Source organism: Pseudalkalibacillus berkeleyi, from assembly GCF_021608225.1.
Lineage (GTDB): Bacteria > Bacillota > Bacilli > Bacillales > Fictibacillaceae > Pseudalkalibacillus > Pseudalkalibacillus berkeleyi.
In genome coordinates, this window is sequence record NZ_JAKIJS010000001.1 from 153517 (window position 1) to 179307 (window position 25791).

At 39.9% G+C, this 25791-nt stretch carries 27 protein-coding genes and 1 other annotated feature; of the genes, 17 read left to right on the plus strand and 10 right to left on the minus strand.

The window, feature by feature from the left end; genetic code table 11:
* Positions 1-120 precede the first annotated feature (120 nt).
* Positions 121-1026: a phosphate/phosphite/phosphonate ABC transporter substrate-binding protein gene (locus L2716_RS00845; protein ID WP_236330629.1), complete on the minus strand. Its 906-nt coding sequence runs from the start codon at positions 1024-1026 to the stop codon at positions 121-123.
* A 211-nt stretch (positions 1027-1237) separates the two neighbouring features.
* Between L2716_RS00845 and L2716_RS00850 the strand changes: the two genes are divergently transcribed.
* The 7 genes from L2716_RS00850 to L2716_RS00880 all read left to right on the plus strand — a co-directional run bounded on the left by L2716_RS00850 (position 1238) and on the right by L2716_RS00880 (position 6691).
* Positions 1238-2068 (plus strand): HAD family hydrolase, encoded by an 831-nt coding sequence (locus tag L2716_RS00850; protein WP_236330632.1) that lies wholly within the window; start codon positions 1238-1240, stop codon positions 2066-2068.
* A 339-nt stretch (positions 2069-2407) separates the two neighbouring features.
* Positions 2408-3226, plus strand: a complete 819-nt coding sequence (locus tag L2716_RS00855; RefSeq protein ID WP_236330635.1) for an ABC transporter ATP-binding protein — start codon at positions 2408-2410, stop codon at positions 3224-3226.
* Entirely contained in the window at positions 3201-3974 is a 774-nt protein-coding gene (locus L2716_RS00860; protein WP_236330637.1) for an IucA/IucC family C-terminal-domain containing protein, read from the plus strand. The genes L2716_RS00855 and L2716_RS00860 overlap by 26 nt, the downstream gene beginning before the upstream one ends.
* 211 nt (positions 3975-4185) lie before the next feature.
* Positions 4186-4560, plus strand: coding sequence for a MerR family transcriptional regulator (locus L2716_RS00865; RefSeq protein WP_268963915.1), 375 nt, complete (start codon positions 4186-4188; stop codon positions 4558-4560).
* Entirely contained in the window at positions 4553-5017 is a 465-nt protein-coding gene (locus L2716_RS00870; RefSeq protein ID WP_236330643.1) for an SRPBCC family protein, read from the plus strand. The genes L2716_RS00865 and L2716_RS00870 overlap by 8 nt, the downstream gene beginning before the upstream one ends.
* Before the next feature lie 149 nt (positions 5018-5166).
* A complete protein-coding gene (locus tag L2716_RS00875) occupies positions 5167-6456 on the plus strand; it encodes a M48 family metallopeptidase (RefSeq protein ID WP_236330646.1) in 1290 nt (429 codons plus the stop codon).
* A 76-nt stretch (positions 6457-6532) separates the two neighbouring features.
* Complete coding sequence (locus tag L2716_RS00880; RefSeq protein ID WP_236330649.1) at positions 6533-6691, plus strand: hypothetical protein; 159 nt, start codon at positions 6533-6535, stop codon at positions 6689-6691.
* An 86-nt stretch (positions 6692-6777) separates the two neighbouring features.
* On the opposite strand, the gene proS is transcribed toward L2716_RS00880, so the two are convergent.
* Positions 6778-8208 (minus strand): proline--tRNA ligase, encoded by a 1431-nt coding sequence (gene proS, locus L2716_RS00885; RefSeq protein WP_236330652.1) that lies wholly within the window; start codon positions 8206-8208, stop codon positions 6778-6780.
* Positions 8209-8287: 79 nt separating this feature from the next.
* Positions 8288-8509: a binding site (T-box leader), on the minus strand.
* Positions 8510-8669: 160 nt separating this feature from the next.
* Here proS and L2716_RS00890 point away from each other — a divergent pair.
* Positions 8670-9233 (plus strand): peroxiredoxin family protein, encoded by a 564-nt coding sequence (locus tag L2716_RS00890; RefSeq protein ID WP_236330655.1) that lies wholly within the window; start codon positions 8670-8672, stop codon positions 9231-9233.
* Positions 9234-9252: 19 nt separating this feature from the next.
* Here L2716_RS00890 and L2716_RS00895 read toward each other — a convergent pair whose 3' ends face one another.
* The 3 genes from L2716_RS00895 to L2716_RS00905 all read right to left on the minus strand — a co-directional run bounded on the left by L2716_RS00895 (position 9253) and on the right by L2716_RS00905 (position 13038).
* Positions 9253-10584 carry a DUF2254 domain-containing protein gene (locus tag L2716_RS00895; protein ID WP_236330657.1) on the minus strand — a complete coding sequence of 444 codons (1332 nt, stop codon included), beginning with the start codon at positions 10582-10584 and terminating at the stop codon, positions 9253-9255.
* Between the two features lie 143 nt (positions 10585-10727).
* Positions 10728-12086 (minus strand): DUF2254 domain-containing protein, encoded by a 1359-nt coding sequence (locus L2716_RS00900; protein WP_236330660.1) that lies wholly within the window; start codon positions 12084-12086, stop codon positions 10728-10730.
* Positions 12087-12177: 91 nt separating this feature from the next.
* Positions 12178-13038, minus strand: a complete 861-nt coding sequence (locus L2716_RS00905) for a CAP domain-containing protein (RefSeq protein WP_236330663.1) — start codon at positions 13036-13038, stop codon at positions 12178-12180.
* 382 nt (positions 13039-13420) lie between these two features.
* On the opposite strand from L2716_RS00905, the gene L2716_RS00910 reads away from it, so the two are divergent.
* Positions 13421-14041, plus strand: a complete 621-nt coding sequence (locus tag L2716_RS00910) for a hypothetical protein (RefSeq protein ID WP_236330665.1) — start codon at positions 13421-13423, stop codon at positions 14039-14041.
* Between the two features lie 167 nt (positions 14042-14208).
* On the opposite strand, the gene L2716_RS00915 is transcribed toward L2716_RS00910, so the two are convergent.
* The gene (locus tag L2716_RS00915) at positions 14209-14295 is read right to left on the minus strand and encodes a YjcZ family sporulation protein (RefSeq protein ID WP_226548337.1); all 87 of its coding nucleotides are present in this window, start codon (positions 14293-14295) and stop codon (positions 14209-14211) included.
* Positions 14296-14421: 126 nt separating this feature from the next.
* On the opposite strand from L2716_RS00915, the gene L2716_RS00920 reads away from it, so the two are divergent.
* The 3 genes from L2716_RS00920 (at position 14422) to L2716_RS00930 (ending at position 16643) form a co-directional block, all read left to right on the plus strand.
* A complete protein-coding gene (locus L2716_RS00920) occupies positions 14422-15411 on the plus strand; it encodes an aminoglycoside phosphotransferase family protein (RefSeq protein ID WP_236330668.1) in 990 nt (329 codons plus the stop codon).
* A 95-nt stretch (positions 15412-15506) separates the two neighbouring features.
* Complete coding sequence (locus L2716_RS00925) at positions 15507-15737, plus strand: hypothetical protein (protein ID WP_236330671.1); 231 nt, start codon at positions 15507-15509, stop codon at positions 15735-15737.
* A gap of 171 nt (positions 15738-15908) precedes the next feature.
* Complete coding sequence (locus tag L2716_RS00930; protein ID WP_236330674.1) at positions 15909-16643, plus strand: C39 family peptidase; 735 nt, start codon at positions 15909-15911, stop codon at positions 16641-16643.
* 72 nt (positions 16644-16715) lie between these two features.
* Here L2716_RS00930 and L2716_RS00935 read toward each other — a convergent pair whose 3' ends face one another.
* Positions 16716-17183 (minus strand): hypothetical protein, encoded by a 468-nt coding sequence (locus L2716_RS00935; RefSeq protein WP_236330677.1) that lies wholly within the window; start codon positions 17181-17183, stop codon positions 16716-16718.
* Positions 17184-17539: 356 nt separating this feature from the next.
* Here L2716_RS00935 and hutH point away from each other — a divergent pair, with 356 nt between their 5' ends.
* From hutH to L2716_RS00960, 5 genes are all read left to right on the plus strand, one after another.
* Entirely contained in the window at positions 17540-19045 is a 1506-nt protein-coding gene (gene hutH, locus L2716_RS00940; RefSeq protein WP_236330680.1) for a histidine ammonia-lyase, read from the plus strand.
* Between the two features lie 25 nt (positions 19046-19070).
* Complete coding sequence (gene hutU / locus L2716_RS00945; protein WP_408005279.1) at positions 19071-20753, plus strand: urocanate hydratase; 1683 nt, start codon at positions 19071-19073, stop codon at positions 20751-20753.
* Positions 20754-22028 carry an imidazolonepropionase gene (hutI, locus tag L2716_RS00950; protein ID WP_236330687.1) on the plus strand — a complete coding sequence of 425 codons (1275 nt, stop codon included), beginning with the start codon at positions 20754-20756 and terminating at the stop codon, positions 22026-22028. It begins immediately after the preceding gene.
* Complete coding sequence (gene hutG, locus L2716_RS00955; RefSeq protein ID WP_268963916.1) at positions 22006-22956, plus strand: formimidoylglutamase; 951 nt, start codon at positions 22006-22008, stop codon at positions 22954-22956. Before hutI ends, hutG begins: the two co-directional genes overlap by 23 nt.
* Before the next feature lie 505 nt (positions 22957-23461).
* Positions 23462-23602: a hypothetical protein gene (locus L2716_RS00960; RefSeq protein ID WP_236330690.1), complete on the plus strand. Its 141-nt coding sequence runs from the start codon at positions 23462-23464 to the stop codon at positions 23600-23602.
* Between the two features lie 149 nt (positions 23603-23751).
* Here the strand turns inward: L2716_RS00960 and L2716_RS00965 are convergent, their stop codons facing one another.
* Genes L2716_RS00965 through L2716_RS00975 form a run of 3 tightly spaced genes read right to left on the minus strand, consistent with a single transcriptional unit; the run spans position 23752 to position 25625 of the window.
* Positions 23752-24441 carry an ABC transporter ATP-binding protein gene (locus L2716_RS00965; protein ID WP_236330693.1) on the minus strand — a complete coding sequence of 230 codons (690 nt, stop codon included), beginning with the start codon at positions 24439-24441 and terminating at the stop codon, positions 23752-23754.
* The gene (locus L2716_RS00970; protein ID WP_236330695.1) at positions 24438-24821 is read right to left on the minus strand and encodes a GntR family transcriptional regulator; all 384 of its coding nucleotides are present in this window, start codon (positions 24819-24821) and stop codon (positions 24438-24440) included. Before L2716_RS00970 ends, L2716_RS00965 begins: the two co-directional genes overlap by 4 nt.
* 3 nt (positions 24822-24824) lie before the next feature.
* Positions 24825-25625: a hypothetical protein gene (locus L2716_RS00975; RefSeq protein WP_236330699.1), complete on the minus strand. Its 801-nt coding sequence runs from the start codon at positions 25623-25625 to the stop codon at positions 24825-24827.
* Positions 25626-25791: the final 166 nt, after the last annotated feature.

The following is a 25791-nucleotide window of genomic DNA, read 5'->3' on the forward strand; positions in this document are numbered from 1 at the left end:
TAACATGAATGTGTTTATTTTTTAGTAGATGAAGAGGACTCTTTACTACTAATAAAGCTATATTTGTGTAGAAAAAAAGGGAGAAGGCTAGCTTCCCCCTGTGCTAATTTGTTATAAATACTAGTTGTCTAGTAAGTTCGTGTCTTTAAATTTCTCGTAAGTATTTCGAACGACATCATATTCACTGTCTTCAGCTTCAATGATCGCATCCCAGCTGTATACTTCATTCATTACTTCAATCATTTCTTTATCGTCATTGAAAGATAGGAATGTTTCTTTAATCTTCTTTTTCCACTCATCAGATAGATCTTTTGTTACAGAAATCGTATCGTTTGGAATGTCAGACGTGTATTCAATAACTTTTAATTTGTCCTTAACATCTGGATAGTCTTCTTCAATAGTAGAACGGGCATCGTCAAAAGTAGTTGCTACATCAGCGTCACCTTCATATACAGAGATCAAGGCGTTATCATGGCCACCAGCTTCAATCGTGTTCGAGAAGAAACCAGATTGAACATCCTCTACATTAAACTTGTCCATGATTTGTGCAGCTGGGAATAGGAATCCACTTGTTGATGTTAAGTCAGGAATTGCCCATGTCTTACCCTTCATGTCTTCAAGTGATTCAATGTTAGAATCAGCATGAACGACATATTGTGCTCGGTATGTACCGCTACCAAAACGCTCAGACTTTAAAATAACTTCTACACCGTGTTTTTCATTTGCAAGAACATAACCGAATGCAGGTAAAAATCCGATTTGTACTTGATTGCTTCCCATTGCCTCAACAAGAGCTGAGTAACTTGTCATAAGCTGACCTTCAACTTCAACACCAAGCTCCTCACTTAGCTTATCAGCAAGTGGTTTAACAGTGTCTGCAATTTCGTCAGAATCTTGTGAAGGGACAAATCCCATAATGATCTTTTCTGGATCTTCCCCAATAGAACCACTGTCACTACTTGTACCACATGCAGTCAATCCAATTGCCAGTAAAGCAGCAAACAAAAGCGCAATTACCTTTTTCATTCCCATTTCCCCCTAGAAAGTTTTAGAATGTTTTGATTCATTGACCCTATTATCCTATAATTCTACAAACTTTTCCATACTCATTTCCAAAATATAAGTAATTTTTACATATTAATGCTGAAATAGGTCATACTAATCAACTTTGCTATCTATAAAAAGAACAATTATAATGACAAAGAACAAAGGTCAGTACAAAGTGAGGGATATAAAAATGAAAGATTTTTATTCGGATTACAAATTGATCATCTTTGATCTTGACGGTACTTTATATGAAGATACAGATCACTTTGATCACTACGCGTCACTATTAAAAGAGAGAGTTGCACTTGAACATCAGGAAGATTTTATAGCCGATTATATAGCAATGAAAAAAGGTGCTCATGCAGTTGGTATTGGTAAGGCGTATGATGCCGTACACGATTCAGTACTAACGCTAGATCCACTTACATTGAAAGTGACTCATGTGCAAAACTGGGATGGATCAGAATGGGATCAAGAGAAAGTCAGAAGTACATATAAGGATGATCTCACGTTTGATTTCGAGAACATTATCGCGGTCGGTGATGGGTGGTGGCTTCCGTACTCTTCAGCTAGACACCATGGTGTTTCAGTAGAAGATACGTATCAATGTTATACGAGAACGAAAGATTTCATGGTCACGGATGACTTCCAACTGACGAAGACACCTGGGTTGAAAGAGGGTTTATTAAAGTTAAAAGAAGAGGCAGAAGTCGTACTTGTCACGAATAGCGAGGAAGACGATGTGCAACGACTCTTGTTGGAGTTAGACCTAGATGAAATCTTCCCTGAAATTGTACCGCTTGCACAAAAACCTGTCCAAACAAAGGAAATATTTCAAAATCTAATGAAGAAATACGGTGCAAGTCCTGGGGAAACAATCTCCATTGGTGATAACTTAATCAATGAAATTGCACCTGCTTTATTACTAGGTATGAAGACCATTTATATTCAGCCGACAGGCATCGAATTAGAACATGACAACTTGAAGGTCGTGAACGGACTAGAAGAACTGTTTAAATAAAATCCTTTGTTTGAGAATCATGTTTTTTTACTATTTTATTGTAGTGCAAGGTGCTCGAGGTCGCTTCGATTCATCACATAACACCAAGAACGTGTTATTGTGATGAACCTCCAGCGCTCTACACACCTTACCACGGCGATCACGCTTTTCGTGATTCCGTGGTCTTTTTTTTTCAATTATATTGATAATGATTCTCAAATTCATTGACAGTCATTCTCAATTGCAATAAACTTAAGGCAGTGCAATTATGAATAAGGCTCATTGTTCACGCATAACCTTTCTTGGATGAACAACATCAAGAAGGTCCAAATACAGAGCTATTAAAAAGGGGAGAAAAACATGTTTTCTCTTGAAACGAAAGATATTACACTAGCTTATCAAGATACACCTATAATAGAAAATTTAAATTTAAAGATACCTAAAGGAAAGATTACTGTTCTCATAGGAAGTAATGGCTCTGGAAAATCAACCTTGTTGAAAGCGCTTGCGCGTTTGCTGAAACCGAAGTCTGGTAACATTATCATTAATGGTAAAGATCTTCACCAATCTTCAACGAAAAAGGTTGCACGGCAACTTGCGATATTACCACAGTCCCCAGTTACACCTGAGGGTTTGACGGTGATTCAATTAGTGAAGCAAGGTAGGTATCCTTATCAAACGTGGCTTCAGCAGTGGTCAAAAAAAGATGAGGAAGCCGTTCGATCCGCATTGGAAGCGACACACTTACTCGAGCTACAAGATCGTCCCGTCGACTCATTATCTGGCGGGCAGCGACAGCGTGCTTGGATTGCTATGTCGCTTGCGCAAAATACAGAAACGATTTTACTTGATGAGCCAACGACCTATTTAGACCTTGCTCATCAAATTGAAGTACTTGATTTGCTATTCGATTTGAACCAAAACGAACAGCGGACGATCGTCATGGTGCTTCATGACTTGAACCTAGCATGTCGTTATGCAGATCATATCGTTGCTGTCCATGATAAAGGTGTTTATGCAGAAGGTGCGCCAGAACGTATTATTACGCCTGAACTCGTGCAAGATGTGTTTGGATTACAGTCCCAAATTTCTTATGATCCTATGTTTGGTACACCTTTATGTATACCTTGTGGGAAGGGTAGGAGAGTGAACCATGACATCCGCCGTGCAAATGCATAATCAATTTGAATTTCTACAGGAACATTATCGTCTAACAAAAAGCAAACCTTCTGATGCTTCAGGACTTTCTTCAGAAGATTTGTTACATACAAGTGAAGTCATCAAGTTTATTGATGATGAACTCATCCCATTGTTGAATGCACCGAGTAGATTGGTTGCCGCTTCACAGTTCTCGAAAAAGTATGCGTTCCTTATTACCGTGCCGTTCTTTTCGAGTTTCACCCTTTTTGATCAAGTGTTAAATATTGATATTGATCAATGTAGCGTACAACCTGACTCGAAAAAAGGTTTCAAAGGCCCACGATTAATGCTGAAGAGTGAGCGAACTTCACCTACTGCAACTGATCGTGAAGGTGCGGTTCACAACGCGATTGAAAAGGTGTTTAAAAATCATGTTCGATTAGTCTGGGAACGATTAAATGAAGCTGCTTCCGTACCGATGCCGGTATTGTGGGAAAACACGGCAATTTATATTTACTGGCTTTACGAAACTAGCCTACTAAAGCATGATTTGGTTGCACAGCGAAAGATTCAAGAGGATTTTGATTTGTTACTAGAAGCGCCGGGTGAATGTTTTGGTTTAAATGAAAATCCATTGAAAAAGTTCCATCATGAAAAAAGAGAACTTTTGAAAAGTGCACCGCTTGTTCGTGTCCGTAAGACATGTTGTTTATATTATGAAGTGAACGAAGAACGTAAATTTTGTAAAACCTGTCCAAGATGTTTATCAGGATACACAGAATCATAAAAGTAAAGACTCGCAAGCGACTTTAACTCGAAGTCACTTGCGTTTTTTTACGTTTAAATAAAAAATTGGAAAAGGAAATGAAAGATTCCTATTGAATTCATGAGATAATGATAAGAGAAGACGAGAAAGCACATATTCGTGAACAAGATTAACTAAAAAGTTGGACAAAGATTAAAAAATATTGTTGACCTTGTGGTGCACAACACGGTTTATGATTATTTGTGAGGTGGCAATCGTGTATAAGGTTAGTGAGTTTTCAAAAATGACAGGGTTGAGTAAGGAAACATTACGGTATTATGCGGAGATCAAGCTTCTTGAACCCGTTTATATCGATCCTGGGAATAAGTATCGGTATTATGATAATGGGTCCTACTTGGTTGCACGGCTTCTCGTCTATCTAAGAAAATTTAATTTTACCATTCAAGAGATGTTAACGGTCGTTAATGATGAATCGTTTGATAATCTAGAAGGTTTAATTAGAGAAAAACGACAAAACTTAGTAGAAGAGATGAATCGGTTACAATCCATTATTGAAGAGATGGACGAATTTTTTGAATTAGGAATAGGAGATGAAGATCATGATTAAGTGGGAAGAGGAAAGAGTCATACCTGTGAACATTGAAGTAATTTGGAATCTGTTTGAAATTGAAAACTTAAGCCGAATCATGCCTGGCGTTGTGGAGACGAAGGTGCTAGAGAAGAAAGAAGGAGTTGTCGGGTCTACTTATCAACAAAAATATAAGGAAGGTAAGCGTGTTGAAACTTATATTGTTGAAGACCTTGAGCATGAGGACACACCAGAGAAGAAGCATAATAAGTCTGGATTTACATTGGCGAAAGCTTTTGAGATTGAAGCGTCATTTACATTGATTAAATTAAATGAGAATGAAACGAAGTTCATTTACACAGGACAGAATAAAGGAGTGAATTTCTTAGGGAAGACTTTGTTGAAGCTAGGTGGGAAAAGAAATAACCAGAAAGTTGTCACTGACTTTATGGACAGAGTTGAAAAAGAATCAATCAAAGAGGGTAATGCAAAGTAATCTTGTAAACAGGATAACTTAGAAAAGTATGATGAAGGAGCTTGGGGATGCCAAGCTCCTTTTTATACATAAACTTAATGGTACAACTGTTCTAATCGTGGACAAAGGTTATTACAATAATAATGGACAATCACAAGAGGGGTGAATGTATGAAAAAGTCGATTTGGATCGGATTGGGTTTTCTTCTATATGGAGCGCTAATTTCCTGGTATTTGTTTATGGGTGCGGATACATCCATACCAACCCAATACGAGGGGACGGAAGCCGATCCATCTGTATTCATGTCTGAACGGCAACTTGAATTGAGTCATGATTTTTCTAGAATTAAGCAATGGCTATATTTCTTATCTGTGCCATTTGAGTGGGTGATTTACCTCGTAGTACTTGGATTTGGTTTATCCAAATGGTTCAGAACGAGGGCAATGGAAGTTACACGTTTTTCAATCATTCATAATTTGATTTATGTTGTGCTCTTGTCATTGATTGCTTTCATTATGAGTTTACCGATTGATTACTATAGTTACACCGTTTCGTTGGATTATCAAATTTCAATCCAACCCTTTTCGGATTGGATGAGAGATAAAATCATCTCATTTTGGATCAATACTTTATTCTTGTTTGTCATTGTCCAGACGCTATATTGGCTAATGAACAAATCGGAGAAAAGATGGTGGCTGTACGGATGGCTTTTATCCGTCCCATTCACATTATTTATCTACTTCATTCAACCGATTTGGATCGATCCACTTTATAACGATTTTTATCGACTGGAAGATAAAGTACTTGAGGATAAAATATTAGCATTAGCTGACAGAGCCGACATTTCGGCCGATCGGGTTTATGAAGTGAATATGTCTGAGAAGACAAATGCATTGAATGCATACGTAAATGGTATCGGTTCAAACCTTCGAATTGTTCTTTGGGATACGACCTTACAAAAATTAAGCGATGAAGAAGTTCTATTCGTCATGGCCCACGAAATGGGACACTTCGTCAAACATCACCTGTACTGGAACTTAATCGGCTCAATCGTAACTTCATTCTTAGGACTCTGGATTGGATCAAGAGTGTTCAACTGGATGATTCGAAAGTGGGGTCATCATTGGGGAATTGAGAAACCTACTGATATTGCTTCATTGCCCGCTTTACTCCTTGTTTTTTCAGTGTTATCGTTCATGGCGAGTCCAGTTGAAAATGCGATTTCAAGAAATGCTGAGCATTCAGCAGATGAATACGCGATAGAGATGACAGAGGATTCTAAGGCTGCAGTTGGATCTTTCCAGCAACTTGCGGTATCTGGACTAAGTGAAGTACACCCACCGTTACTCGTTAAGTTATTTTTATACGGACATCCTACTATGCTTGAAAGAATTACGTTTCTTGATCAATGGGAGCAAAAGACAACCAAGAATGAAAAAATAGAGGAAGAAGAAAAATAATAAAATCCCAATCATGTTTCCTGCTCTTCATATAAGGGAATAACCCAAACAAGAACATGATGAGAGGGGTGGTCCTATGGATCGTCATGATGAAATGGACGTTCGTGAAAAGAAAGTTGAAAAGAAGCAAGATTCTAGCATGGTAGCATCAACTTTCATCAAATATGCGACATACTTAATTATTTTCTTCGGTATTCTTTACTTTCTCATTAACTACATTTTACCGATGTTTTAAGATGAAAAGGAGTGACTTCAACTTTGAGCGGTTATGGCTCAAGTGAGGTCACTCCTTCTTTACTAGCTAAGAAAGTAGAAAGCAATTTAATACGCTTTTGCCCAATACACCATTTCCTTTGCTTTTTCTCCACAACATACGCATTGATCAGATAAGCTTTCTTGCTCGAATGGGATACAGCGAGAGGTTGCGGATGTTTTTTCTTTAATCTGTTCCTCACAAGATGTTTCACCGCACCACATCGCTTTAATGAATCCACCATGGTTTTCAAGTTTATCTTCGAATTCTTCAAACGATAAAGCAACAGAAGTTCTCTTTTCACGTAGCTTTACAGCTTTCCGGTATAGGTTGTTTTGAATTTCCGCCAACAGCTTAGTGATTGTTGTGTCGAGCTCATTCAACGGAATGAAAACTTTTTCCCCAGTGTCACGGCGGACTAAAACGACTTGCTCTTTTTCAATGTCTTTTGGTCCAACTTCTAGGCGAAGCGGAATTCCTTTCATCTCATATTCGTTAAATTTCCATCCAGGCTTTTTATCGCTAGCATCGATTCCGACTCGAGCAATACTTGAAAGCTTTTCTTTTAAATCATATGCAAAGTCAAGAACGCCTTCTTTGTGCTGGGCAATCGGTACAATCATCAATTGAGTCGGCGCAATTTTTGGTGGAATGACAAGACCTCGGTTATCGCCGTGTACCATGATCATCGCACCAATGATACGCGTAGTTAGTCCCCAAGACGTCTGATGGACAAACTGTTGTTCACCATTTTGATCCGAGTATTGAATGCCAAATGCTCTTGCGAATCCATCCCCAAGATAGTGAGAAGTCCCTGATTGAAGCGCTTTACCGTCGTGCATCAGACTTTCAATCGTATAAGTAAAATCAGCACCTGCAAACTTTTCCTTTTCCGTCTTTTGTCCTTTCAGAACAGGGATAGCGAGGATGTTTTCACATAGGTCTGCGTAAACGTTCAACATTCTTGTCGTTTCTTCTTTAGCATCCTCGGCATCTACATGACAAGTATGACCCTCCTGCCAGAGAAATTCGAGTGTGCGAAGGAAAGGACGAGTCGTTTTTTCCCAACGAACAACATTAGCCCATTGGTTATAAAGCTTCGGTAAATCTCGATAAGAATGAATAATGTTTTTATAATGTTCACAGAAAAGAATTTCTGAGGTCGGACGGACGCATAAACGCTCTGTGAGCTCTTCGTCTCCACCATGAGTGACCCATGCTACTTCAGGTGCAAACCCTTCAATATGGTCCTTTTCACGTTGTAGCATGCTTTCAGGAATGAATAGAGGCATATAAACATTCTCATGTCCGGTTTCCTTAATCCTGTGATCGAGTTCATTTTTGATATTTTCCCAGATGGCATATCCATAAGGACGGATAATCATGGAACCTCGTACGCTGGAGTAATCAACTAGATCCGCTTTCTTAACGACATCTGTATACCACTGCGCAAAATCATCTTCCATAGCCGTAACTTCTTGCACAAAACCTTTACCCATTTCATCACCTCGTTGATTATTTTTTCATTAAGTATTAGTTCCCGTAAATAGTGTAAAAACAAAAAAAGCCTTAATCCCAAAAAGGGACCAAGACTTTGGCGGTACCACCCTACATTTATAAGGCAGCAATGTACCTTATACGCTCAAATCATGATAACGGCTCATTGCCGCTGTATCTTAGTTTATGTCGATACAGAACTCTGAGGTAGGTTCAAATGCTAGTCAGTAGAAACCTTTCAGCAGTCGGTTTCCTCTCTAATAAAGACTTCATCACTTTACTGATCCTCTTCATCGCTTCAGTTTGTGTTTCAAGTAATATAATCCGGTTCGAAAAATATGTCAAGAGAATATTTACAGGTTACCCATTTTTTTCAGAATATATAAGAAATTTTGGATGCTTGTTCATTATTTCGAAATTTATTACTTATAGTATAGTAATGGACTACATTTGAGGTGATTAGATGAAAAGAATGAAGTGGCTAGTAATATGTGGGTTGCTCATAGGCTTAGGTGCACTAGCCTGGGCAATTCCTAATAAAGTGGAGCAATCCAGACAACAAGTTGAGACAATTAAAGCATCTAAAGTAGCTGTCACGACAGTTGCGGCAATAGGAAGGGACGCGCCTGATTTTAAGCTCCAAGCTTTGTCAGGAGAGGATGTTCGTCTTTCAGACTTCAAGGGGAAAACAGTAATCTTAAATTTTTGGACGACCTGGTGTACCTATTGTAAGAAGGAAATACCAGAACTCATCAATTTTCATCACCTTTACAAAAAAGAAGAAGTTGTTGTCATTGCAGTCAATTTAAGTTCTGAAGAAGAGAACATAGAAAATGTCGCGATGTTTGCAAAAGAATTTGAAATCCCATTCTTAGTCCCACTCGATAAAGAGGGGGAGGTAGGGAAAGCCTATCAGATCATCATGATTCCAACGACTTTCATCATCAATCCAGAAGGGAAGATTCAAAATAAAATTATGGGACCGGTAAAGCTTGATCAGCTTAAACAGCAGCTAAAGGGTTCGTAATAAAAGAAAGCACAATATATCAAAGGCGGAAGTTTTCTTTCGTATGTCCTGTGTTTTTAGCGAGTTCTTCCATCTTTCCATTCAAATACTGGTGATCGAGCTCGATTAAACTAGTACGGTCAATTCCTTCTCCTACGGCCTTGGCAAAATTCCAAATCGTATCTTGAAGTTTGCTTTCACTTTTCTCGGCAATCAAGGTTAAAGCTTCAATGATAGAAGCAAGAACCGATACATCCTGGCGCGCGTAGAACCGAATTTGGTAAAAGGTTTTATATAACACATGGGAGAAAGTATGCGATCTTAACACGACTCTTAAATTTTTATCTTGATCGAAAATGTAAGGTTCTTCTATGGATTCTTCCGCAAGTCGAGAAAGGACCTTACCAAGTCTTTGAATACAATTAATAGCTGTTTGAGGATCATTGATGCCAGGTGAGATGGCTCTTAGCGCAATTTCAGTCAGTTTCTGAATCCCAAATTCAATGTCTTGCTCAGTTGTCCGTTGCCCACCAATCCGAAATTGTTTTCGGTAATCTTCTACTTTGTACACCCGATCACCTAGTGACCAATAGGAAAAGAGCGGTGTCCCTTTATCAACGTAATCACCGATGTTCCTCTCCATACGGATCAGTAGGTCGTCTTTATGAGCATGTTTAACGATGGAATCAATATCGATAAATTGTATGAATCCTGATCGATTTGATACAACTAGTTGATGTGCGTTTAATTTGTATTCTTCACTCTCCCAGTCCGACCAAGGTGATGTGGATGAAGAAGTGAGCTGAGCATGACCTTCTTTACGACTTTTAAGAATTGCTAAGCAATTATCAGTAATATCTTGTATGAGGTTACTAACCTGTATCCATGTACCAACGTGATGAATGAAATAAACAAAGAATCCTAAGCAAAGTGCAGATATAGATACTGACATAATTGGGACGAGCATGAACACCTTCTGATCGGCCATATTCATCCAAAGCATAACTAATACGAAATATAGAAATGATCCTACAAAGATGCCTAACACTCTTCTCGTTACCATATCGCTAATGAAATTGTTCAATGTACGAGGGGAATATTGAGATAAATAAGTAGATAACAATACCATAATCGATGAAAAGGTGATGGCGGTCATCGTTAAGATTGACGTAGCTAGGGCACTTAAAATAATTTGAGTGGTTTCCCTGTCAGTGACCATGAATCTTGGCAAATAGGATTGCGCACCTTGTTTGTCTAGATAAATATCAAAACGGACCGAGGCATAGGCCAATATGAGGGAAAACACACTATAGAAAGCTGGCAAATACCAAAAGCCTTTTCGTATTGAATGAATGAACGTTCTCGTATACATCATTTCGCCACCCAAAATATCAGTAAATTGTTTGATTCATGTTTGTAATTATCTTACCTCATAAAGCAAATTCCTATGAAATACGAAAAGGGCAAACACTGCATTCATTATTTATAAAAAAAGATGACCTACGAAAGGTCACCTCAACTCTTCTTCAACTTCACTTGTTCATATTCGCTTTCACAATTCGTAGACTTCGCAAGTCGTTCAACCTTCTCATTGATAAAGTCTTTGTCCCAGTCTAGCAAGACGTCCTTTTCAATGCCATCAACAAAGTATTTTGTGAAATCCCATATCGCTTTATGAACAGCACGATCCGTAGGATTTCGTTCAATAATTCCATGTAAAACGGATAAAGTAGACGCACAGACAGAAACATCCTCACGAGCATAGTGTCTGATTTGATAAAAGGCTTTGTATAACAGTTCCCTGTAGGAATGGATGTCGATTATGACTCTAAGCTCATCGTTTTCATCATAATAAAACGGTCTAGGAAAAGCGGTATCACCCAATTCAGCTAAAATTGACCCGATACGGTTGATGCTATTTATTGCAGTATGTGGGTCATTAATACCTGGGGAGATCGCGCGTAATGCGATTTCCACCAACTTTTGAATCCCAAATTCAACGTCTTGAACGGTATTACGTTCAGTTCCGATTACAAAACATTCTTCATAACTCTCTAGGTATTCCTCCTCTGAGGAAGACCCTTCGATCACAGAAAAGAGGGGCGTATCTTTTAAAATATAGTCTCCAATTCGTCTTTCCACTTTGAGCGTTTCATTTCTACTCTTGGCTTTATCGATAATAGAGGAGACCTTGATCATTTGTAAGTAACCCCCCTCAGAAGAAAGAACCGTCAATTTATCAGACCTCTTGATCTGTTGGAGATCTTCATGAGCAGATAATTTTTTCGTGTGTGTATTTGAACTTTCATCAATTAAATGGAAGCTTTCTTTAATGGTTCTGAGCGTTCTAGTTGATATTTTATCTATGAGATTGTTCACTTGCGTCCATGTTGCTACATGGTGGATGAAAAATACGAAAAAGCCGAGTGAAACAATCGCCCAGACGACAGCAATTCCAGGTGCGATGAACAATTTCTTATCACTGACATCCTTTATGAAGAGCAGGATTAACAATGAATAAATAAATGCGCCAGTAAATACGCCCAAAACTCGTTGGGTGACGATATCACTAATAAAGTCTTGCAACGTTCTTGGAGAAAATTGGGAAGAATATGTAGTTAACACGACCATAATTGAAGAAAATGTTATAGCGGTCATCGTTAATACAGAAACTGCAATTGCATTTAATATGGTTTGTCCAAGCTTAACATCTGTCAAAAGAGCGTCAGGTACATAATCTCTAATTTGTTCAATGGAAACTGATTTTTCAATAATAACACTGATGATTGATAAGAAAATCGCCAAAGTTCCATAAAACGTTGGAAGGAACCAAAAGCTATGTCTAAATTTAATCCAATATTCATTAAGTTTCATGTAATCCATCCTTCGAATTGTATATCTTACTTATTCCCAAAAAGAAGAAGCATCAACCCGATTGGGCGATGCTTCATTTTGGAGTTGTACTTTACCCAGTAAATGCTTGTGTGAACATCTTACCATATGGTCCACCATCTACAATACCGATACCAATTTTCGTATATTGGCTACCAAGAATGTTCTTGCGGTGACCATCAGAGTTCATAAGTGATGTGTGTGCACCTTGTACTGAACTATTACCAGCAATGTTTTCACCAGCCGTTTGATATTCAATGCCAAATTGGTCCATCATATCGAAAGGTGATCCGTAAGTTGGTGAGTTATGATCGAAATAATTGTTGTCGATCATGTCTTGAGATTTTACTCGAGCCATTTTTGTTAGTTCAGGATCTGCCTTCAACGGTGCAACACCAGCTTTTTGACGCTCTTGATTCACGAGGTCAAGCATTTGTTGCTCATCAGCTGTTAATTGAAACTCAGCTTCTGAAGTCGTTTCTTGTTTATTCGCTTGTTCTGATTTTTGAGTTGGTTGTGGTGTAGCTTCTTGCTGTTGTGCTGGTTCCTGTGCTTTTTCTTGCTTTTGTTCAGGTTGTTTAACCTGTGGTTTTTCTGCATCTTGCTTAGGTGCTGGTTGTTCAGCTTTAGGCTCCTCAGCCTTTGGTTGCTCAGCCTTTGGCTCTTCCTTCTGTGGTTCAGATTGCTGAGCGTCTCCTTGATTTAAAGCCTTTTGAAGCTTTTCTTGAATTGATGCATCCAACTGAATATTATTTTTATTTAGAATGTCTTGAATGAAAGAGTTTAGTTGTTCTTGGTCGATCTGAACTTGACCATATTGCTTATATACATGAACTTGTGCGTCTGTATTGTTTGTTGAAGCTTCACTTACACCTGCACTAGCACCAAGGATGGATGCAGATAGTAAAGAAGTAACGAGAATTTTTTTGATCAATGTTCCTACCTCCTAATTTTTAGTTACATAGACACATTTCGCTTTTGTCTCAAATAGGGTGGGGGTTAGGGAACAATTGGTAAATAACGAAGACTTGCACTGCATGTGCTGACTTCGACGTTAGCCACAGGACGGACTTGCACAGGAGGTGGCTGGACTTAGGCGAAGGTCCCCTTATCGAAAATCCTTTAAGCATCGTAAGTTTCGGGGTCTCGATTTGGCTGTTGTCGTTCTATTCACTATTCATCTAACAGCAACAATCTTTAATAATTCAGCTAAAATAAAAAGAAATTAGTGTATGATAAAAGTAAATTTCCAACGGAAACTGCAATTCCTTTTCGAAGACTATATAAAAGTAGGTGGAAAAGAGGAGGGTCTCAATTTGTATCCAGAATTGGAAAAGTATAATCAAATCAAACAACAATATGAGAAACAGCTATCTCGTTTAAAATTAGATCAAAACGATTTAGAGGAAGAAAAGGAAACGATGTTGAATCAATATGAGGAATTGCTTTCCAAAGTCAGTGCCCAACAAAAAGCACACTCTCCAGATCGTGAAAGTTTGACAGGCCTTCGGTCAGAAATACAACAGCTAACTGAGGAGCTCGGTGATGTAATGGAGGAAAGTTCTCATCTTTCTCGTGCCCAGAAGGAACGGTTAAATGAATGGATGAGTCCATTAGAAAAAGGGCTTGAACGAGAGGTACTTGCAGCAAAGCAACATTTGAAGCTGAAAAAGGAAGAATTTCAACAGTACCGTAGTGAAATGCTCCTTCTTTTACAACAGGTTTATGAAATAGAAGAATACATACATGAAATACATCACTCATATTCTGAAGCTTGTGCAGAATACTTGTCTAAACAAGATAAACAAAAGTTACAACTACAAGCGATCGATGTCCGGCAAGATGCTAAGCAAATGCTCGAAGAACTTCAAGAGGATCTCGATTATGTAAGTGAAAACGGGAAAATGCCTGAATGGTTCAAACGAAAGGTGAAGTAAAGCTGAAACTGATGAAAATAGTGCTAAATGTTATATCAAAAAAAAGTGAGAGGCCACAACTGGGGGGAGTCGTGGCCTCTCGTCCGTACAGGATTGGAAGGGTAATAGTAAATTACATACGCAGCGTTTGTAATCAACTATATTGGAATAGGGGAAGTACAATAGGATTAATATACAAACGCTGTACCTACAATAATTAACAAGATAAACAATACTACGATTAAAGCAAATCCGGCACCGTAAGAGTAACCCATGCTAACACCCCCTTCGAAACATGTCTCCAGTGAGAGTTTCCTCACATTAATACAATATGCATATAATGTGTGGTTGTATGGACAAGTGAATTAGGACATTAATGGAATTTTGGAGGAGGAAGAGCCTTGTTACATCCGACAACGTGGGCAGAGTGGAGAGGAATGTATACAAACCTAGACCTCTGGACGCCAATAATAAAAGAAATATTGAAGCATGAAGGAATCTCATTCAATCACATTTCTGTATCCAAGCACCCTGGAACACATGCAGTCTTTCAGATCGATGATTCATACATACTAAAGATTTATACACCGTTAGCGCCGAACGACTTTCCTATAGAAGCCTCAATCTACAACTCATTAGCCCATTCTGATAAAGCGCATCTGTTTCCTTTAGTGATTGGACAAGGTGAAATCGATTGTCCGTCTCTATGGAATTATTTGATTATTACGATGATTAGTGGATCACCATATCGTGAAATTGAACCACTGATGACAAAAGACGAAAAAGTTCAGATGTCCAAGAAATTGGGCACTACAATAAAGAAGTACCATTCAGTATTGTGTAATAACGTACAATTATCAAAATGGCCTTTAGAACCTAATCAACAAAGGGTGAAAAAAGAGCTATTAGAGATAAGCCAGCTGAGTGACAAGATTATAGATAAAGTCATTGCTTTCTTAAATGATGATCGACCATCTCATCAATCACCATTGGTTACTGTTCATGCGGATGTGACAGAGGATCATGTTTTTTTGACAAGAAAGGACCAACAATGGGTGATGACAGGATTAATTGATGTTGCGGATAGTAAACGCTCGATTAGCCTTTTGGAGTTCCCTGCAATTTGGTTCGAGCTTTTTAAAGGGGACAAAGAAATGATGCAAGCGTTTCTGAACACGTATGATTCAAACATATTGTGGAATGAAGAGACAAGAATGTCATTCATATATATGACGTTGGTTCATCAATTCGGGATAGACATGCTTCAATTGGTACTTAAACGGAAAAAGATCACATCAGTCCATACACTTGAAGAGTTATTTGAGTTAATGTGGCCTCAGTCGTTATTCATGAATCAATCTGATAGTGCTATTTCAAAAGAACATATTTAGGTCTAAATACTCCTTTTTTAAACAATATGTTTGAAAAAAATTATATTCGTGAATAGTTAAGTAACGAACATATTACAAAAGGGGAGTTTTTACGCATGAAGAATATCATTACGGGTATCATTTTAATTGCACTTAGTTTTATTAGCTTTAACTGGTGGGATGGAGTAGTCGGGTCAGCAAGCATTGTAGAATCCCAAACATCCTTATTCGTATACATATTGCCTTATGCAGCATCATTCGTATTTGGAATGGTAGGTTTAACGACAACTCTAAACGGAATCAACACATTTCGTGATAACGAAACTCAATCACAAGAAACAGCCTAAACGAAGGCTGTTTTTTTCATTTCATTTAATCTTGAATGTTGTAAGCAAACGGTCGATATGAGTGGTAAATATGCAATATGAATGTTGGGATGTTTACCATTAATTCATATGATTCCGGAGGATGAATCAAGGAAACGATAAACATACATCCCGAATAAATGGGGTATGATAATGAGGAAAATTTCTACCGTGATGCTTTGTGCAGTTGTACTATCAGGGTGTAACAATGCAGTGACAATCTCAAAAGATTCGTTGCAATCTTCTTCCGTTGTCAGTCAAGCTCAGAAGGCGAATCAACAGGTAAACAAGCAGGTCATGTTAAATGTACCTCTCGTGAAGCAGTTACCTGAGCTACCTAGGGGATGTGAAGTGACCAGTCTTTCTATGCTCCTTCAATATGCTGGTGTGAAGGTTAACAAAATGACATTAGCAAAGGAAGTAGCAAAAGATTCCACTCCTTATAAAGAGAAAGATGGAAACATTTATTTCGGGAATCCTAATCATGGATTTGTTGGTAATATGTATGACAAAAGGAAGCCAGGTTACGGCGTATATGATCAACCGATCGCTGAACTTGGTGAAAAGTACCTTCCTAAAAGAATCATCAACCTGACTGGATCAGATTTTAATGAGGTGATCGCTCATCTTCAGAATAAAAAACCTGTGTGGGTCATCAACAATACGTCATTCAACCACTTGCCCCCTCAACATTGGGAAGAGTGGCACACTCCACAAGGAAAAATGAAGATCACCTACAAAGAACATTCAGTGCTTATAACCGGTTTTGATGAAACGTACGTTTACTTCAACGATCCATTACTAGGTGTTAAAAATCACAAGATACCGAAAGAACAGTTTCAAAAAGGATGGGAACAAATGGGGAGACATGCGATCACGTTTAAATAAGACAAAAACAGACCAGAGATGGTCTGTTTCTTTGATACTTTAGGCTATTTATAATTCCAATATACCTGTCGTTTATTTATTAGGTTGTCCACTAAATCGAGATAATTGTTCTCGAATAAATTGTTTCGTCTCTTCAGAATCAGCGGAAGCATAGGAGTCCAGTAATTCGTTGATTTGATCTTGTCTGATACCATTACTCCACATGACATAGGAACGATATTCAGTACTCTTCAAATATTTCTTTAGCATATTGTATTCAGGACCAAAATAATAAGTCAGATCACAATGGAATTCAGTAAAATCCTTTAGATCAACAGCAAGGATGGTGTCATCTAACAGGTACATACTCGCACTTTTCTTTCTCATTAAGATGGGTACTGCATATAGCTCATGCTCGTCTAATACACCATGTGATGTTGGTAGGAATAAATAAGGTGTATGATCAATATCTAATCCTACAAAAAAATCAGCGGCAGATTCGTGAATAGTAGGCTGGCGTAACATCGTACATTGAACCATTAATCGTTGAGTTTCAATCATTTCGGCTCCCCCTCAATTTTTCGATTATAAGTATCAACAGAATGTCCACATACACGGCCTTTTATACATTTAAATGGAAGTTTAATAGAGTTCAGTGACAGCTTGTCCAATTTCAATGGTCATTGACAATAGCTCGTGATAACGTTTACACTAAGAATACTATTAGAGAAGTGAGAAAATTATGAAAGAAGTTGAGAAAAATGCGAGATTTATTTTTGCATTGGGATCACTTAAGCGCAAATCATATACTAGAAAGCAAGCCGTTGTCCGGTTGAAAAAATCGGGACAGCGGCTTTTTTTGTTGGATTTTATCTCGCTAAATTGGTAGTGCATTAGGAAAAAGGGGGTAATCATACTTGATAACGTTAACGGGAAATACGTTGACCTTAAAGGATATTTATCATGTTTTGTATGAAGGAGAAGAGGTTCAAGCCTCAAGTGAAAGCTTAGAAAATGTTAAAGTGAGCCGCAAATCAGTTGAGAAAATTCTTTCTGATCATAGGGTTGTTTATGGAATAACAACAGGGTTTGGAAAAATGAGTGACGTATGGATTGCACCTGATCAAGTTGAGGACCTCCAGCTGAACTTAATCCGAAGCCATGCTTGTGGGATTGGAGAACCGTTCCCGGAAATCGTCAGTCGTGCGATGTTGTTACTTCGCGTCAATGCATTATTAAAAGGATTCTCTGGTGTACGAGTCGAGGTTATTCAACAGCTCATAGATTGTCTGAACAAAGGGATTCACCCAATCGTTCCTCAACAAGGTTCACTAGGCGCAAGTGGGGATTTAGCACCGTTGTCACATCTTGCACTTGTTTTATTAGGTGAAGGTGAAGCTTTTTATAAAGGGGAGCGCATTGAAGGAAAGGAAGCATTACAAAGAGAAAATCTTGAACCGATTGTGTTAAGTGCTAAGGAAGGTCTCGCTCTGATCAACGGAACACAAGCGATGACGGCGATGGGAGTTGTCGCATATTTGGAAGCTGAAAAGCTCGCTTATCAATGTGAGCTCATTTCGTCTATGACGCTTGAAGGATTGAGAGGGATTTCTGACGCATTTGACGAAGATATCCACCTTGCAAGAGGCTATCCAGAACAAGTCGGGGTCGCCCAGCGGATTCGGATGTATATCAAGGAAAGTGAGCTCATTACTGAGCAAGGGGAAGTGCGGGTTCAAGATGCATACTCGTTAAGATGTATCCCTCAAGTACATGGTGCGAGCTGGCAGACGTTGAACTATGTTAAAGAAAAACTCGAGATCGAAGTCAATGCTGCGACTGATAATCCATTAATTTTCGATTATGGGAAAAAAGTCATATCAGGTGGGAACTTCCATGGTCAGCCAATTGCTTTAGCAATGGATTTCTTAGCGATTGCCGTCGCAGAGCTTGCGAATATTTCTGAAAGACGGATCGAACGTATGGTCAATCCTCAGCTCAGTGATTTGCCAGCCTTTCTTTGTGCAAATCCTGGTGTCGAATCAGGCGCAATGATTTTACAATATGCAGCAGCTTCACTTGTTTCAGAAAATAAAACGCTCGCGCACCCAGCTTCGGTCGATTCAATACCGTCGTCTGCTAACCAGGAGGATCATGTCAGCATGGGAACAATCGGTTCCAGGCATGCTTATCAAATCATCCAAAATACGAGATACGTCTTGGCGACGGAATTGTTCTGTGCGATGCAAGCTGTCGAGTTTAGAGGAATCGATCAGATGGCGCCAAGAACGCGTAAAGCCTATGACCATGGCAGAAAGGTTGCCGCAAGCATTACAGGAGATCGTGTCTTTGCTAAAGACATTGAAAAGCTGTCCAACTGTCTAAAAGAAGATCATTGGAATGGCATACTCATCACTCAATAAATCTGAATAAAAAATAGATGGAGGAATGAACATGAAGAAAATCCAAGCGCCTAGAGGTACAGAGTTGAACACGAAAGGATGGGTTCAAGAAGCAGCTCTACGAATGTTGATGAATAACCTGGACCCTGAAGTAGCAGAAAACCCTGATGAATTGGTTGTTTATGGAGGGATCGGTAAAGCTGCGCGAAACTGGGAAAGCTTTGATGCGATTGTCAATTCATTAAAAACTTTGGAGAACGATGAAACGTTGATGGTCCAATCCGGAAAGCCAGTAGCAGTGTTCAAGTCTCACGAAAATGCGCCACGTGTATTAATTGCAAATTCGAATCTAGTTCCAGCATGGGCGAACTGGGAGACGTTCCGAGAGCTCGAAAATAAAGGGCTCATGATGTACGGTCAAATGACGGCGGGAAGCTGGATTTATATCGGTACACAAGGAATTTTACAAGGTACGTATGAAACGTTTGCTGAAGCAGCTCGAAAGCACTTTAATGGTACGCTTGCCGGAACATTAACGGTCACTGCTGGCCTTGGCGGTATGGGTGGTGCTCAACCACTTGCTGTCACAATGAATGATGGGGTTGTTATTGCGGTTGAATGTGATCCGCACCGAATTGAGCGAAGAATCGAAACACGTTATTGCGATACGAAGGCTGACTCCCTTGATGAAGCGTTAAAGCTTGCGAAAGAGGCGATGGCGAAGAAGGAACCGTTATCAATAGCACTACTTGGTAACGCGGCTGAAATTTTACCGGAGCTCGTTAAGCGTAATGAAATTCCTGATCTCGTAACGGATCAAACGTCTGCACACGACGTGTTGAATGGCTATCTTCCAATCGGATTCACGCTAGAAGAAGGGGCAGAGCTAAGAAAACGAGATGCCGACACGTATATACAAAAAGCTAAAGAAAGCATCAAGCAGCATGTCGAAGCAATGGTTGACCTCCAAAAAGCAGGCGCAGTCACATTCGACTATGGAAACAACATTCGACAAGTAGCGAAGGATGAAGGATTTGAAGAGGCATTCGCATTCCCAGGCTTCGTTCCAGCGTTCATCCGACCGATGTTTTGTGAAGGTAAAGGACCTTTCCGCTGGGTTGCTCTTTCAGGTGATGAAAAGGACATTCACGCAATTGATGAAGCGATTTTACAAGAATTTTCCCATGATGAGCATTTATGCAAATGGATCAAAATGGCGCAAGAAAAAGTGGCATTTCAAGGACTACCTTCACGTATTTGCTGGTTAGGTTATGGAGATCGTGCCAAGCTAGGAAAGATCATCAATGAAATGGTCGAAAGCGGGAAAGTGAGTGCCCCAATCGTCATTGGTCGTGATCATCTTGATTGTGGTTCCGTTGCTTCTCCTAACCGAGAAACGGAGGCGATGAAGGATGGTAGTGACGCAATTAGTGACTGGCCGATATTGAACGCTATGATTAATGGCGTCAATGGTGCAAGCTGGGTATCTGTCCATCACGGTGGTGGAGTAGGTATGGGCTATTCACAACACGCTGGAATGGTAATCGTTGCTGACGGTACGAAGGAAGCTGCAGCTCGACTTGAGCGCGTGTTAGCATCTGACCCTGGAATGGGTGTAGCGCGTCATGCTGATGCGGGTTATGAACTTGCAGTGGATACTGCTAAAGAAAGAGGAGTCCGCATCCCAATGTTAGAAGTGGACAAAGTGAGCGAAAGGAGTGGCCAATAAATGAAAGCAGACTTAATTTTGAAAAATATAGGTCAATTATTAACGATGGATGGTTCAGAAGGCGTTCGAAAAGGCGAAGCGATGAAAGAAGTCGGCTTGATTGAAGATGCGGTTGTCGTTGTGAAAGATGAGAAGATCATTTTTGCTGGAGAAGCTAATGAAGCGCCGACAGTTGATGCTTCTGAGGTAATCGATTGTAACGGGAAACTCGTGACACCTGGCTTAGTTGATCCGCATACGCACCTTGTTTTCGGTGGTTCTCGTGAGCATGAGCTGGCACTTAAACAACAAGGTGTACCGTACCTTGAAATATTAAAACAAGGTGGTGGGATTCTGTCCACTGTTCAAGCGACACGTGAAGCAGATGAAGAAGCGCTATACGAAAAAGCATCCTTCCATCTTGAGCGGATGTTAAGCTACGGCATTACAACGATGGAAGCAAAGAGTGGATATGGTCTCGATGCAGATACAGAGCTTAAGCAATTGCGAGTCATCAAGCGATTGAATGAAACGAAGGAAGCGGACATTGTCTCCACATACCTAGGAGCACATGCGATTCCGAATGAATACAAAGGACGGTCAAAGGAATTTTTAGATGAAATGCTGAATTTGATGGAAACCGTTAAGGAGCAAAATTTAGCAAAATTCGTAGATATATTCTGTGAGACTGGCGTTTTTACAGTCGAAGAATCTCGTGAATACTTGACAAAAGCTCGTGAAATGGGCTTTGACGTAAAGATTCATGCGGATGAAATCGACCCACTAGGTGGCACGGAAATGGCATGCGAAGTAGGCGCTGTTTCTGCTGATCACCTTGTCGGAGCGTCAGAGGAAGGGATTCGCAAGCTTGGAGAAACGGACACGATTGCAGTCCTATTACCTGGAACGACATTTTATTTAAATAAAAACGAATTCGCTAAGGCGCGCGAGATGATTGAAAGTAATGCAGCAGTTGCACTTGCTACTGACTTTAATCCAGGAAGCTCACCGACTGAAAACCTACAGTTGATCATGAACTTAGCTGCGTTAAAATTACGCATGACGCCTGAAGAAATTTGGAATGGTATTACCGTGAATGCAGCATATGCGATTGGTTGTGGTGACCAAGCAGGAAAAGTGGTTGAAGGAAGAAAGGCTGACTTAGTTATTTGGGATGCGCCAAACTACTTGTACGTTCCATATCACTACGGTGTTAATCACGTGAGAACGGTCATCAAAAGCGGGAAAACCCTTTTTGAAAGGGGAGAGCGGGTTGGCAAAGTTTCCGTATCTTAAGTCGGCTGGAGATGCCGGCTTTAAAGACAGCTATGTTGTAAAAGCACATGAAATTGTAAAACCTTGGGACGGGGAAAGTAAGGTAGGAGGCATCGGGTTGATGGGCGCTCCATTATCAAAGCCATCGATCAGTTTGTCAGGAGCGTCGCAATCACCTAGCGTCATTCGTCAGATGTTCTCTTCGCTTTCTACTTACGCGATTGAAGAGGAGAAGGATTTGGAGAATGAGCGGATTACAGATTTTGGCGATGTAGAAATGCACCTTACGAACATTCCAGAATCCCATAACCGAATCTATGAAACTTTTACGCATGTGATGAAAGAGCAACCTGAGATGGTACCCGTCATACTTGGGGGCGATCATTCAATTAGCTATCCGAGTATTAAGGCTTTTGCAGAAAACAAAGAAAGAGTTGGGATTATTCAGTTTGATGCACACCATGATCTTCGTAATCGTGAAGACGGTGGAACAGGTAATGGCACGCCATTTAGAGCATTAATTGAAGAGGGTGTGATTCGAGGAGATCAACTGATTCAAATCGGAATCCGCAATTTTTCAAATAGCCGTCCATATCATGAATATGGAAAAGAGCAAGGCGTTACGGTGTTCACGATGAAAGATGTGAGAGAGCAGGGAATGACTGAGCTTTTACAAAAGTCGATTACACAGTTGAAGTCGAAGGTCGACGTCATCTATATTTCTCTTGATATGGATGTGCTCGATCAAGCATTTGCGCCAGGGTGTCCTGCTATCGGACCTGGAGGCATGACGAGTGATGATTTGCTTGAAGGCATTCGTATGCTAGCAAAAGAGCCGATGGTACAAGGTATGGATATCGTAGAGATTGATCCAACGGTAGACTTCCGTAACATGACAACGAAACTAGCAGCTTACGTCATATTGACGTTTATGGTGAATAGAGGTTAAGAAGAGACCTGAGAATTTGGGAGAGTATTTTGCCCAATTCTCAGGTTTTTTGGATGGAATGGGTGCTCGGTGGCGAGAGAATGTGTCTGCGGAGCACTCAAAGAGTTGGAATGGGTGCTCGGTAGCGAGGGGTTGTGTCTACGGAGCACTCATAGAGGTCGTATGGATGCTCGGTAGGGAGGGAATGGGTCTACGGAGCACTCATAGAGTTGTTTTTCAATCCGCGGTAGGAGCGAAATCCGAATATGGCGGACAGAAAGAGGTGGATTCGATCCGCGGTAGGAGCGAAAACCGAATATGGCGGACAGAAAGAGGTGGATTCGATCCGCGGTAGGAGCGAAAACCGAATGTGACGGACAGAAAGAGGAGGATTCGATCCGCGGTAGGAGCGAAAACCGAATGTGACGGACAGAAAGAGGTGGATTCGATCCGCGGTAGGAGCGAAAACCGAATATGACGGACAGAAAGAGGAGCATTCGATCCGCGGTAGGAGCGAAAACCGAATATGGCGGACAGAAAGAGGTGGATTCAATCCGCGGTAGGAGCGAAAACCGAATATGACGGACAGAAAGAGGTGGATTCGATCCGCGGTAGAAGCGAAAACCGAAAATGGCGGACAGAAAGAGGTGTATTCGATCCGCGGTAGGAGCGAAAACCGAATATGGCGGACAGAAAGAGGAGCATTCGATCCGTGGTAGGAGCAAAACCCGAATATGGCGGACAAAAAAAGGGACAGCTTCATATATCCGAGCACAAGAAAAGCTCAGAGCGATCACCTCTGAGCTTTTGAATTAACTAAGCGTATATTTTATTCATCCATTCAACAATCCCCATACCATGTTCACTTCGGAGTTCTTCAACATTATGGTGTCCAATAATGTCGCCACTTTTTATCGCAACGACTTCATCAAGAACCGTTTCGATTTCTCTGATTTCATGGGTCGTGATTAGAACGATTTGATTCTCCAAATCGATAAAGGAGATTAGTCCTTTGACGATAGAATCCCGTACCATAGGATCAAGTCCAGAAAGAGGTTCATCCATTAGAATCACGGGTACTTCTCGGGCAAGGTTCAATACGATCTTCAACCGTCCACGGTTCCCTTTGGACAAGTGCTTTAATTTTGCATTTCGATCTAATTTCATATACGATCGAATATCCTCTGCTTTCTCCTTATTGAAATCTGAGAATTGCGATGCATAGAAATCAATCGTCTGTCCAACATTGTAAAATCCGTAGTATTCGTCAAGCTCAGATAGATAGGATACTTGATTAGCGATTCGTCGATTGACTTCAACACCATTAACTGTAACTGAGCCTTGTGTTGGTTGGATGAGTCCAGCAATCAATTTTAGAGTAGTAGATTTTCCGCTTCCATTCTCACCGACAAGACCGATGATTTTTCCTTTATCCAGCTCTAAATCTACATTTTTTAAAGCGGCTTTTGTCATATATTTTTTTGTTACGTTGTTTAATTTGATCATGAATGTTGATCCCCTTTCTCTTCACGGAGATATTCCTGCAAACCAGCTTCTATTTCACCATGCGTATAGCCCATTTCACGCATTCCTTTTACGAAATGAGAAAGCCTCTCTTGTTTTAGCCGATCGCGCATTTCATTCAATACTTCTTGATCGTCTGTTACGAATGTACCTTGACCTCGTCTTGTCTCCACGATCTTCATCGCCTCCAGTTCTCGGTAAGTCCGTTGAACGGTATTGGGGTTTACGTTGACTTGTAAGGCAAGTTCTCTAACTGAAGGAAGTTTATCTCCAGGTACAAGTTCCCCACGTAAAATTTGTTGATTAATCCGATCAGCCAACTGACTGTAGATCGGTTGAGTGGATTGAAAGTTGTCTGTCATGTCTTACACCTCAACTTTACGTTCGAGCATCCAGCTTGCAACAAGAAACATACCGATTGCAAATAAAATACCGAAGACATATTGACCAATGTAAATACTCATTTCTCCCATTTCAGAGGAAAATTGCCCGCCTTCACTTGTAAAATCAGTATTAATTTCTAGGGATTTCAATAGGTTAGCACCATTGATCTCGCCCCACATCGTAAGTTTTTCGTAAATCCAAGAGTTGGTAAACCATCCATAAATCGTAGAGGAAACAATAACAAAGATGAATGTCGTTACAAAGCTAAGGAAATTTCCCGTGAATCGGTTCATAACCAAGAAGACCATCCAAAAGAATAGGAACCAAATCGCTAAATCCAGTGCAAACATAAAGAAGTGTACGACACCTAGAAATCCAAATTGTTTAATTTGGACCCACGGAACCATATTGGTTAATTCTGGAGACAGGTTTGCAGCAATTAATGTTAGGGATCCGGTAATTAATAAAGTGATTGCCATGAATACTAATCCTGAAACAACCTTTGCTAAGAGAAGTGAGTAAGCTGGAAGTGGATTATGCAACCATAGATGAAGCTTTTTCCGTTCTGCATTCATGCTGAAGAAAAGATAATAAATAAGGTAAAACATTAGCATCCCAGTAGCTGTTATTGAAACACCTACAACTGCTTCCCACGGATAACCTGCTCGATATCCAAAATACGATGCAATTCCAATAATAATAATATAAGCAATGACAGGGATCATAAAGGCTGGTAAACCTAAACGTAATTCTTTTTTCGTCAAACTGAGCCAAGCATTCAATGGAAACCCTCCTACTATTGTGTTTGAGTACTAGTGTACTAATTAAATAATACACTAGTACAAACTTGGTGGTCAATAGATATTTACCTAAATTTTGAAAATGAATTTTTCCAATAAAAAAGAGTCGTCAATAGACGACTCTTAAATTTATGGCTTCCTCAAAAAT